Source organism: Marinobacter litoralis, assembly GCF_003336705.1.
Lineage (GTDB): Bacteria > Pseudomonadota > Gammaproteobacteria > Pseudomonadales > Oleiphilaceae > Marinobacter > Marinobacter litoralis.
In genome coordinates this window covers 273,112-284,220 of record NZ_QMDL01000004.1, presented here as the reverse complement: position 1 = coordinate 284,220, position 11,109 = coordinate 273,112, and the positions used below count along the sequence as shown (strand labels likewise).

Genomic DNA, 11,109 nt, shown 5'->3' with positions numbered 1-11,109 from the left:
GGTAGTGTGGCACTTGCCCATGTGAGAGTAGGTCATCGTCAGACTCTTAATACCAAAACCCCAGCTTCGAAAGAGGCTGGGGTTTTTTCATTTCTAAAAGACCTGATTCTCTTATTTATTAATCAGTTCGATCATGCCGCCAACGATGCTCCGCATAAGGCTAAACTGCTCATTGCTTCGCTCAATGTGTTGATCCAACACCCCGCCTTGCCAGCTGACCAGCCAAATCAAAGCCACCGCCAAGAACAGGTTACCGGCTGCGAGAAGTTTCATTCTGGTCTGCGTTTTTTCTTCTGTCTTGTGTCTTCCAGTTCTGACTCGATCAGGGTCGAGCGTAGCTCTTTGAGCTCTTGCTCCAGCTCCTCATAAGCCACTTCCAGGGTGGATAGTCTTCCGGTTAGCTTGCGCGTCTGCTGCTCTGCTGATTCAACGGTAGGGTATCCGCCTTCTTCGATTGCGATGCGCAGAGCTTCGCTGTGGTCTGGATCCGGGGTATCTGTCAGTATGATGTCTAGCGTTCTTAACAGCTGCTCCCTATCGACTTGCTTTCGAATTACACCGGCTGCACCCAGTTCTCTCGCTTCCTGTATGTATTTTTCAGCATTCTGGGAGGTATACATGAACACGGGGATATCCCGTGTCTCGGGCTGTTGTTTGAGCTTTTCCAGTGCCTGGAAGCCATTCATGCCCGGTAATATGTGGTCGAGGAATATCAGATCGAAATCTTCTGACTGGAGGATGGGAAAGGCTTCTTCGGCACAGACCACGCCTTTACTGGAAATGTCTGCTCGATCAAGTAGGCGCGCAAGAATGGTTCGTGCTGTAGACGAATCCTCGATAATCAGTGCGTGCCCTCGCGCCATGTTGACCTTCTCCCTATGCGCTTTTATCAAAGCGGTACGATGTGCGTCGGAGAACTATAAGCGCCGCTCAGAAAATAGACAGGTCTTGACGGGACTAACCTGCAAATTTGAGACGTGTATAGAACTTTCAGTGCAATCGAGTAGGCATTTCTCTTTTACTTTGCTTGTTTCAGTAGTTTGTTGACCAGAGCCCTTAAAGCTGCTGGCTTAACGGGTTTGTATAGAATCTGGTAGCCCCGGTTGATGGCGTCTTCACGAACTTCGGGTGCCATATACCCGGTAATCAGTATTCCCGGAATTTGACGTCCGAGCTCTGCCCGCACTGTGTCCATCGCGTCCAGACCGTTCCGGTTGTCATCCAACTGATAGTCGGCGAGGATGATATCCGGCTTACGCCCTTCTAACTTGCTAACGGCGGTTTCCAAGCTCTCCGCAGCCGTCACATCGCATTTCCAGTTACCGAGCAGGGCGACCATGCCTTGCAGAATAGCTGGGTCGTTATCAATGCAGAGTACATGCAGGCCGCCAAGGCTTGAGACGCGTCTTGAACCGGTTTGGCTACGGACCACCTCGGTGCGTGTTGTTTCCGCAGCGGTAAGAGGTACGGTAATACCGAAAACACTGCCTTTGCCTTGTGTCGATAGCACCGTTACCGGGTGGCTAAGCATGCCGCTGATACGGTCGACAATGGCGAGGCCCAATCCGAGCCCTTTTTTGTCGCGTCCGTGCTGGAAGCGACGAAACTCTTCAAAAATGTGGGTTAACTGTTCTTCCGACATGCCGGGGCCGGTATCCCAAATTTCGATTCTTAAGTAGCCCTTGAGGCGACGACATCCCATTAGAATCCGACCGCTGTCGCAATACCGGATCGCGTTGGACAGGAAGTTCTGAACGGCCCGTCTGAGTAACTTTGCATCAGACCGGACCCAAGCCGAGCTGGGTACCACATTGAGTTCCAGACCCTGATCTTTTGCGATAGCTGAAAATTCCGTTGCCAGATGGCTAAGAAGGTCATTAACCGGAAATACAGTAATGTCGGGTTCCAGGGCGCCTGCATCCAGTTTTGATATGTCCAGCAGGGTGCTGATGATCTCTTCCGCAGCGCTCAAGGAGCTATCGATATGCTGGATCAGTTCTGACGTTTCGCCGTTTACCGCTTTTCCTGATAGGGCAGAAGTAAATAATCGAGCGGCATTCAGCGGCTGCAGCAAGTCGTGGCTAGCCGCAGCTAAAAATCGTGTCTTACTCTGGTTTGCTTGCTCTGCCACTGACTTGGCTTTGAGCATTTGCTCGTTGATGACCTGCAGCTCTTGTGTTCGTTCACGCACGCGCTGCTCCAGGTAGATGTTAGTTTCCTTTAGCGCCTGCTCGGTTCGGCGCATTGGAGTGATGTCCTGGAAGGTTGTGACATAGCCTCCACCCGGAATCGGGCTGCCGTCGATGCGCACGACGGTGCCATCCGGGCGTTGGCGCTCGTAAGACATGGGTTCTCCGGCCCGCATACTGGCACAACGGTCTTCTATGATTTCATCGATGCGTCGAGCGGACAGATTGGCATTCATCAGGTTATAACGCATGAGATCTTCGACCGGGCGCCCGACCCTGACATAGCCTTTAGGGTAGTTAAAAAGCTCTTGATAGCGTTGGTTCCACACAACGAGTTGTAGCTGGTGATTGACCACAGAGACACCCAAGCTGATGTTTTCGATGGCTGATTGCAGAAGTTCCCGGCTGAAGGTCATAGCCTGGGACGCTTCATCCACAATACTGACAACGTCTTCAATCTGCATGTCACGGCCGGTGAGAGTCGATTCAAGCACGACCCGAGCGGTTGATGCACCGATTACCGAAGCCAGCTGTCGTTCAATATACTTTCTCAGGTGTGTAGAGGCTTCCCGGTGCGGGTAAAGCCGTATCGCGTTGCGACGTTCGTAGTTATGAAAGACGCTCTCCGAGCGCTCTTCGCCCATAAAACGATCGGTCAGAGCCTGTAGGTCGGATACCAACACCTCGCCCTGCCAGCTCGGATTGGTGGGGTTGTCATTCCGAGGATCAAACTCCTGGAAGAACGCCGCAAGCTGAATTTTCTCGCGAATACGTTGGCGGGTTATCAGGGACAGCAGTATATAGACGGCTGTATTGAGTCCGAGGCTCCAGAGAATGCCATGGGTCATTTGATCGAGTTCCGACCCAAATAGCGCGGTGGGTCGCGTCCAGCTCAAGCCGAAGAGGCCATGATTGATTAAACCGTCATCTATCCAGCCAGTGGACACGAGTGCCGGCAACAACAGGGTGTAACACCAAACGGAGAAGCCTAAACCAAGTCCCCAGATCGCCCCTGTCGCGTTTCCTTGACGCCACAAAATGCCACCAACCAGAGCCGGTCCGAACTGCGCGGCGGCCGCGAAAGAGAGCAAGCCGAAGGCTGTCAGGCTGTAGTCTTGCCCCGCCATGCGATAAAAGCCGTAGGCGGTTAGCAAAACGACGAAGATAGCGACGCGCCGAATGGTGAGTAACAAGTAGCTTAAGTCAGCCCGACGATTCATCCGGGGCCTGAAGAATTTCAGAAGCCCGGGCATGATGATTTCGTTGCTCACCATAGTGGATATGGCGACGGAGCAGACAATGACCATAGCCGCCGCTGCAGAGCCGCCTCCAAGAAAGGCGAGTACAGCGAGCCATTGTTGGCCGGCCATTATTGGAAGCTGCAGAATCACAATGTCGGGATTGGCGCCCAAGCTGTCGGTGTATAAAAGACCCGCAGCGGCAATCGGAATAACAAACGCGGTTGCGATGATCAAATACACTGGCATCGCCCATCGGGCGACATCAAAGTCTCGGTGATCGGCATTTTCGATCACCATAACGTGGAATTGCCGTGGCAGACAGATGATGGCCAGCATGGCAACCAGAGTTTGAGTGATGAACGCAGGTGCATCGAAGCTGTCGGTGGTCAGCGTTCCTATGAAATCTGCATCGGCGGCTTTTTGGAACAGATCCCCGAATCCGTTAAATAAACCGTAGCCAACGAACAGCCCGACCGCGATGAACGCAACCAGCTTTATCAACGATTCGAAGGCAATAGCCTGAATCATCCCTCGATGGTGCTCGGTGGATTCCAGGTGCCGGGTTCCAAAGAGAACGGTAAATACGGCAAGCGTGAGGGTGATATACCACGCAGAATCGTTCCAGATTGTGCTGAGCCCGGGCAGGGGGTGGCTGTTATCGGACAAAACACTGAAGCCCAAAGCGATAGCTTTAAGCTGCAGGGCGATGTAGGGCACGCTGCCGATCAGTGCGACAGCCGCGACCATGGCCGCTAACAACTGGGATTTGCCATACCGAGACGCGATGAAATCGGCGATTGAGGTGCTGTTGTTGCGCTTACTGATATGGATGATTCGGCGAAGTAACGGGGCAAAAAAGAGGAAAACCAGCAGCGGGCCGAGGTAGATCGACGCAAAGCCGAAACCTTCCTGAGTCGCTCGCCCCACGGCTCCGTAGAACGTCCAGGAGGTGAAATAGACGGCCAGAGAAAGGCTATAGATGTGTGTGCGGGCCAGAGTGTGGCGGTACAGCCCCGGATGCTTGTCGCCCGCCCAGGCAATCAAAAACAGCAGTGAGATGTAAGTGATCGATATTAAGACAAGCAGCCAGGCACTAATCATGTATTGCGTTTATCCAGTCAGATCAATCAGGCACCGCACACAGTGTTAAGCAGCGGATCGTTGTTGTTGAGTCGTTTAAGGTTGTCTACCCGAGGGCTTCCGTTGCTGGCCAAGGGCACTAACTCTTGGGTTTGGCAATTGATCAGGTGAACGCGGTGTGAAACAGCGTCCGTTACTGTTTGCTCAAACCGGTACAGTGTGAAGCGAACAATCTCGGCATTCTTCGTATCCCGGGCAATGCTTTCGACATCGACAGCTGAAAATGCCGTGACGTAAGGGAATACATAGGTCCACGGGCGGAAGAATAGTTGTTTCTGTTCAGTATCGACCACCACAGCTTTATCGGGTAACAGCGTTTGTTTGTGGTCGTACCAAGTGTACTCTCCATACACCAGATAGCTCAGCATCCCGAGCCCTGCAAAAACCGGAATAATCCATCTTGGGGCTTTCTTGGCCGTGATGGCGCGAATGCCCAATGCAATACCGGCAGCTCCCAGTCCGCAAATAATAGTGGCCACAAAATTCCAGAACATAAAGCGGTATCCTTAATAAAGAACGGGCTTCCTCACTGAGGAAGCCCGTTCGGTATCAACCTGTCATTATCAGTAACAAATCAGGTCGTCATGCAGTTCAGTGATCGTGGGCAGTACCGGCACCGCGAGGGTAACGGACGCTCTCAACCAATTCCTGAATTTCTACCGGCGGTTCAGCCGTCACTTTCGATACACCGAAGGCTACCGCAAAGTTAACGATCGCACCAATCGCACCAATAGACAGCGGGGAAATACCCAGCACCCAGTTTTCAGGGGAGTCAGCCAAGGTGTTGGTGCCCGGGATGAACAGCCAGCCTTTGTAGGTGAAAATGTACACCAAAGTAAAGGTTAGGCCTGCCAGCATGCCGGAAATCGCGCCCACATTATTTACCCGCTTCGAGAAGATGCCCATCATCAAAGCAGGGAACAGTGACGCGCCTGCTATCCCGAAGGCTAACGCCACGACTTGAGCGGCAAAACCTGGGGGGTTTGCGCCTAGCCATGTAGCAACCACGATCGCGATCGCCATCGAAATCCGGGCGGCGAGCAATTCGCCTTTATCGCTGATGTTGGGGTTGAGTCGGCCTTTGATCAAGTCGTGACTTACGGCAGATGATATCGCTAGCAAGAGCCCGGCGGCTGTAGACAGTGCAGCCGCCAAACCACCCGCTGCAATCAGACCAATAACCCATCCTGGCAGGTTGGCAATTTCAGGGTTAGCCAATACCAGGATATCGTTGTTAACGACCATTTCGTTGCCTGCCCAGCCACGCTCGGAAGCGGTAGCGGCGAAGTCAGCGTTTTTGTCGTTATACAACTGGATACGGCCGTCGTTGTTTTTGTCCTCGTACGTGATCAAACCGGTTTCTTCCCAGGTGGCAATCCAGCCAGGACGCTGATCGTATTCGATCGGCTGAGCCTGAGTGCCCTCAGGGTAAATGGTTGTCATCAGGTTCAGACGAGCCATAGACGCTACGGCTGGTGCCGTCAGATAAAGCAGAGCAATGAATACCAGTGCCCAGCCACCAGACCAGCGCGCATCCGATACTTTTGGAACCGTGAAGAAGCGGATGATGACGTGAGGCAAACCGGCAGTACCGATCATCAGTGACAGGGTGAACAACACCATGTTTAGCTTGTTATCGACATCGGCTGTGTACTGGTTAAAGCCCAGGTCAGTGATAACTTGGTTCAGCTTGGTCAGCAGCGGCAGGCCAGATTCTGTGTGGGTAGAAAACATACCAAGACCCGGAATCGGGTTGCCAGTCAGCTGCAAAGAGATGAACACCGCTGGAATGGTGTAAGCCACGATGAGCACGCAGTATTGTGCAACTTGCGTGTATGTGATGCCTTTCATGCCACCCAGAACAGCGTAGATAAAGACGACAATTGCAGCGATGATCAAACCGTTGGTTGCTTCAACTTCCAAAAAGCGAGAGAAAGCGACACCAGCACCCGCCATCTGACCGATAACGTAAGTGACCGACGCGACAATCAAGCAAATAACAGCGACCAGACGTGCGTTGGCGCTGTAGTAACGGTCACCGATGAATTCCGGCACCGTGAACTTGCCGAACTTGCGTAAGTACGGTGCCAGCAACATGGCTAGCAGAACGTACCCGCCGGTCCAGCCCATCAGGAAGGTAGAGTTGGCATAACCACCGGCAGCGATCAGGCCGGCCATGGAGATGAAGGAAGCCGCGGACATCCAGTCGGCGCCAATGGCCATACCGTTCGTGACCGGATGGACACCACCACCGGCCACGTAAAAGTCACTGGTGCTACCTGCTTTTGCCCAAACGGCGATACCGATGTAAAGGAGGAAGGAGCCCCCAACGAATAGCAAGTTAATTGCAAATTGGCTCATGGGTGATTACTCCTCGTGCACGCCGAATTTTTCATCGATTTTGTTCATGCGCCAGGCATAGAAAAAAATCAGAATGATAAACGTGATGATGGAACCTTGCTGGGCGAACCAGAAGCCCAAGTCGGTACCACCTACTTCAATGCCGGCAAGCATTGGACGTAGGAGAATTGCAGCGCCATACGAAACCAGAGCCCAGATGATCAGGCTCCCGAAGATCAGGCGTAGATTTGCTTTCCAGTAGTTTTCAGCGTCGTAGCTATGTCCTGACATACACTTACTCCCATATTGTTTTTGTAGAGCTCGGCTGGAGATCTTTTTGGGTCATGCGGTTAGAGAATTTATTGTTCATAGTGTTGTTCTCTGACTTGTTGTCACTATCGACTTTACTCGTCAATGACATTAAGGATATTGGCAAATGGTCTTACTAATTCGCCCCCTGAGGCGCACAGTGACTGGCTTTGCTGGTATAGACCGAAGAAACTAAAATCTCTTCATTTTCTGTAAACGTCGTTGATAACGTAGCTTTTGAGAGAGATCTTTTAGTGTTTTTACGTTCGACTTATTGGCTGCCTTCAGAGCGATCAAGGTCAGTTCGGCGGTCACCATCGCATCGGCAGCAGCGTGATGCCGTTCACTAACTTCCAGCCCGTAAAGGTCCGACCAATGATCGAGCCCCCGGCCTTTAGGCTGCGCTTTCGGGAAAAAAGCAGGCATGAGCTCTGCAACGTCCATCCAAACGTGGGAGCGGGAGTACCCGAGCTGAGCCCTCAACGTTCGTTCAAGAAACCGTTTATCAAATTCGGCGTGATAGGCCAGGATGGGGTCGCCATTCATCCATTCCAATAGATGCAGCAAAGCTTCTTTTGTTTCCTGGCCCTGGGTGAGGGCTTCCGGGCCAATACCATGAATCAGAACGGTTTCCCGAATGTCCAGTTCGGGGCGGCGAAGAATTAAATCGAACTGATCGTCCAGATGTATCGCGCCTTTTTCGATGGCTACCGCCCCGATGGCGATCACTTCATCTTTGGCCGTGTTTAAACCGGTTGTTTCGAGGTCTAAAACGATTAGGCGTGAATTGAAGAGGCTTTGATCTCCCGCCGCTTTGGGTGTTGGCAGATTTTCCGTATCGATGTTTGGACGGCCGTTGCGTTTTGCGGATAACCAGTGTTTAACGTTCGAAAACATAATGCTGCCAGGGCCTATAGTTGGTATGCCAGTTCCAGTTTTTGCTGGAGCCGCTGGGCCTGACGAAAGGATTCTCTCAGGATGCGCCGGTCGAGAGGGTTCAGGTCGTCCGGGTCGATGTAGTTAGTGAGCGGTTCGTCATTGGCGAGCATGTCTTGATGGGCCCGCATCCGGATTGCTTGAATCAAACTGTAGGACTCTTTCCACGCTCCTGCATCTTTGTGGTCAAAAATGCCTTTTTTAGCGAGTTCATCGAGACGCTCCAGTGTGTTGGCGGCCTTGATTCCGTTCGCTAAAGCAAACACCCGGATTGATTCAACGAACGGTGCCAAACCTTGGCGTTTAAGATCCAGTACTTTTTTGTTGTCGTCATTCAGATAGCGGAAGGTGCGGAACATTGTGAGGGGCGGCTTACGCTGTAGCGCGTTGCCGGCCAACATCTTCTGAAACAGTGCATTTTTCTGAATCCGTGTCAGCACTTTGCTAAACAGCCTCCTGAGCGGCTCGTCCGGCCCGAAAACCGCCCGCATGTCCAAAAAGATGGAGGAATAGACCAGGTTCTGGGGAGTGGATGCGTCAATGAAACGCTGAAACCAGTCGTCCCACTCCGCTTCACTAAGGCACAGCTTAGGATTACTGGCCATAATGTTTCCTTTGCACAACGTGAAGCCGCATTGCGCCAGCTCGTCATTGACCTTGCGGGCAAACGGCAATAGCTTTTCGCGGACTTGCTCGTCTGTCATGCCGGCGGGTGTATCGAACAAGATGCCATTGTCCTGATCGGTCAGGAGGGTTTGTTCCTGACGGCCTTCGCTGCCAAAGGTTAGCCAGGTGAAGGGGATTCCGGGGTCATGTTGCTTCAGGTTTAGTTCCAGTACACGGCGCACCGTAACGTCGTTCAGAGTGGTAATGATTTTGACGACCTGCCCTGAATCCGCACCGTGAGCAAGCATCGTGTCAACCAATCGAGACACATCATGGCGCAGGCTGATCAGCGTGCTTAACTGGGAGGCCGTGCTGATGGTTCTGGCCAAGTGCACCAGATCAACTCGCTGCAATGAAAACAGATCGCGTTCCGAAACCACACCAACCAATCGGTTGTTGTCATCCACCACACATACGTGTGCGAAGTGTCGCTCAGCCATCAGCATAGCTGCGTCGAAAGCATCCTCGCTGGTGAGCAGGCGGCACGGGTCTGGTGTCATTACTTGGCTGATGGGCGTGCTGAGAGAGTCCACCCCCTCGGCGATCAACATGCGCAAATCCCGGAGCGTGAAGATGCCGGTTGGCTGTTGTTGTTCGTCGGTGACCACAATGCTGCCGACATTATTTTCATGCATCCGGGCAACGGCTTCGTTAACGGGAAGGTCCGGCGTACAAACGATCGGGGCCCGCAATGCGTAGCGCTCAAGTGGCGTGTCCAAGCTGCTGCTTGAGCCGATGGAAGCCATGGCTGTTGACTGAATACGTTGATTTACCTGATCGAGCAGGCTGCTCACACCGCGAAGACAGAAATCCCGAAAAGGTTCGCTTTCCGCAAACAGGGTCACAAAGGCTGGGTGATCAATGCTCAGGCAAAATGTATCGCCTGCGGCCCGGTGAAGCGTGCGCGTGGGACGCTCGCCAATCAGCGCGGCAAGCGGAAAGCATTCACCTTTGCTGATTTCGAAGGTGGTTTCGGTACGATCGTCTTTTTTATTGTAACGTTCGCCTCGGATACGGCCTTGTTTCACCACCCAGAAATCTGTAACGACGCCGCCATCGGGGGATAGCACCTCCTCTCCATCACTGAAAAACGTCAGTTTTGCGTTCTCCGCAAAATGCGCCAGATGTGGATCGTCCATATTCGAAAAAGGCGCGTGTTCTCTCAAAAACGTCATGATCGCGCGCGTGTTCTGCGGAAGCGTAGTGTCGGGCGTGTCTGTTGTCATAAAGAGTTCCATCGTGCCGGGCAGGTGCGGATGCTTGCGCAGCCTCAGTATTTCAGTGGGCTTTCCGAAGTGTAGTTCAGTAAGTGTGGGCGGTGCCCTACGATTTTCGTCCTACGCGAGAGTGAGCTTCGCTTTATGGGATGTCGGTGCAGTGGTAGAGTCCCGTTACTCGTCAACCTGGATTCGTATGTGTTATGACCTCCAAAGATGAGCGCCTGGCTTTCCTTGAAGAAATGAAAGATGTGCGGCGCATACGCAAATCGAACCGTGCCGATGTGGCAGCGCGCACGGAACTGACTCCCGGGCATTTGGTTCGCCAACAAGCCGCGGTAGAAGCTAAGGTCCGTGATGTTAATCCATTAACAGCCGATGTGGTCGAACCGCTAACGGCACACGATGTCTTGAGTTGGCAGAGGCCCGGGGTTCAGCATGGCGTGTTTAAAAAACTCAGGTTGGGACAGTATCCCATTGAAGCCAGGCTTGATTTGCACCGAATGACGGTCGAAGAGGCCCGAAAAGAGGTGTTCCAGTTCATTAATGATTGCGTAAATTACGGCCTGCGTTCTGTCATTATTCTCCACGGTAAGGGAGAGCGTAATCCGGATGGCGTTGCCCAATTGAAAAGCTATCTGGCGAAATGGTTACCTGAGCTGGAACCGGTTCTGGCGTTCCATTCGGCGCAAAAACGACATGGTGGTACCGGTGCGGCCTACGTCATGGTCCGCAAGAGCGATCATGAAAAGCAGCAAAACAGAGAAATGCACGGTGGCGCCTGAGCAGGCGTTGTGCGCTGACCAACGATTTCTTGATACACAGAGGTGGCAATAATGAAAAAAGGTTCTTTTGCAATTGTGGCAATGATCGCCCTGATCACTTTGGCGGGCTGTAAAGACCGCGTAATCTGGAACGACAACGGCAAGGTGGAAGAGGCGACCCAGGATCGCGAAGTTTGGAATTCAAATGGAAAAATGGACTCCGGGAACCGCGAAATCTGGGTCGATAAAAACGGTAACGAAGTCGTTAAGTAACGGTTATTGGCAGCCGGATTACAATAATACGGGA

Annotated in this window: 10 protein-coding genes; 2 read left to right on the top strand and 8 right to left on the bottom strand. The window is 52.6% G+C overall.

What is annotated here, in order from left to right; genetic code table 11:
- Positions 1-111: 111 nt before the first annotated feature.
- From DOQ08_RS16105 to DOQ08_RS14765, 8 genes are all read right to left on the bottom strand, one after another.
- Positions 112-273: a hypothetical protein gene (locus DOQ08_RS16105; RefSeq protein WP_227537703.1), complete on the bottom strand. Its 162-nt coding sequence runs from the start codon at positions 271-273 to the stop codon at positions 112-114.
- The gene (locus tag DOQ08_RS14795; protein ID WP_227537702.1) at positions 270-863 is read right to left on the bottom strand and encodes a response regulator; all 594 of its coding nucleotides are present in this window, start codon (positions 861-863) and stop codon (positions 270-272) included. The genes DOQ08_RS16105 and DOQ08_RS14795 overlap by 4 nt, the downstream gene beginning before the upstream one ends.
- A gap of 155 nt (positions 864-1,018) precedes the next feature.
- On the bottom strand, positions 1,019-4,531 hold the full coding sequence (locus DOQ08_RS14790) for a PAS domain-containing hybrid sensor histidine kinase/response regulator (RefSeq protein ID WP_114335753.1): 3,513 nt from the start codon (positions 4,529-4,531) through the stop codon (positions 1,019-1,021).
- A 26-nt stretch (positions 4,532-4,557) separates the two neighbouring features.
- Positions 4,558-5,064: a hypothetical protein gene (locus DOQ08_RS14785; RefSeq protein ID WP_114335752.1), complete on the bottom strand. Its 507-nt coding sequence runs from the start codon at positions 5,062-5,064 to the stop codon at positions 4,558-4,560.
- A 97-nt stretch (positions 5,065-5,161) separates the two neighbouring features.
- Positions 5,162-6,931 (bottom strand): sodium:solute symporter family protein, encoded by a 1,770-nt coding sequence (locus DOQ08_RS14780; RefSeq protein ID WP_114335751.1) that lies wholly within the window; start codon positions 6,929-6,931, stop codon positions 5,162-5,164.
- 6 nt (positions 6,932-6,937) lie between these two features.
- A complete protein-coding gene (locus DOQ08_RS14775; protein WP_114335750.1) occupies positions 6,938-7,201 on the bottom strand; it encodes a DUF4212 domain-containing protein in 264 nt (87 codons plus the stop codon).
- A 210-nt stretch (positions 7,202-7,411) separates the two neighbouring features.
- Positions 7,412-8,116: a 3'-5' exonuclease gene (locus DOQ08_RS14770; protein WP_114335749.1), complete on the bottom strand. Its 705-nt coding sequence runs from the start codon at positions 8,114-8,116 to the stop codon at positions 7,412-7,414.
- 14 nt (positions 8,117-8,130) lie between these two features.
- Complete coding sequence (locus DOQ08_RS14765) at positions 8,131-10,047, bottom strand: DUF294 nucleotidyltransferase-like domain-containing protein (RefSeq protein WP_114335748.1); 1,917 nt, start codon at positions 10,045-10,047, stop codon at positions 8,131-8,133.
- A gap of 194 nt (positions 10,048-10,241) precedes the next feature.
- Here DOQ08_RS14765 and smrA point away from each other — a divergent pair, with 194 nt between their 5' ends.
- Both smrA and DOQ08_RS14755 read left to right on the top strand, forming a co-directional pair.
- Positions 10,242-10,823: a DNA endonuclease SmrA gene (gene smrA / locus DOQ08_RS14760; protein WP_114335747.1), complete on the top strand. Its 582-nt coding sequence runs from the start codon at positions 10,242-10,244 to the stop codon at positions 10,821-10,823.
- A gap of 51 nt (positions 10,824-10,874) precedes the next feature.
- Entirely contained in the window at positions 10,875-11,075 is a 201-nt protein-coding gene (locus DOQ08_RS14755; protein ID WP_114335746.1) for a hypothetical protein, read from the top strand.
- Positions 11,076-11,109: the final 34 nt, after the last annotated feature.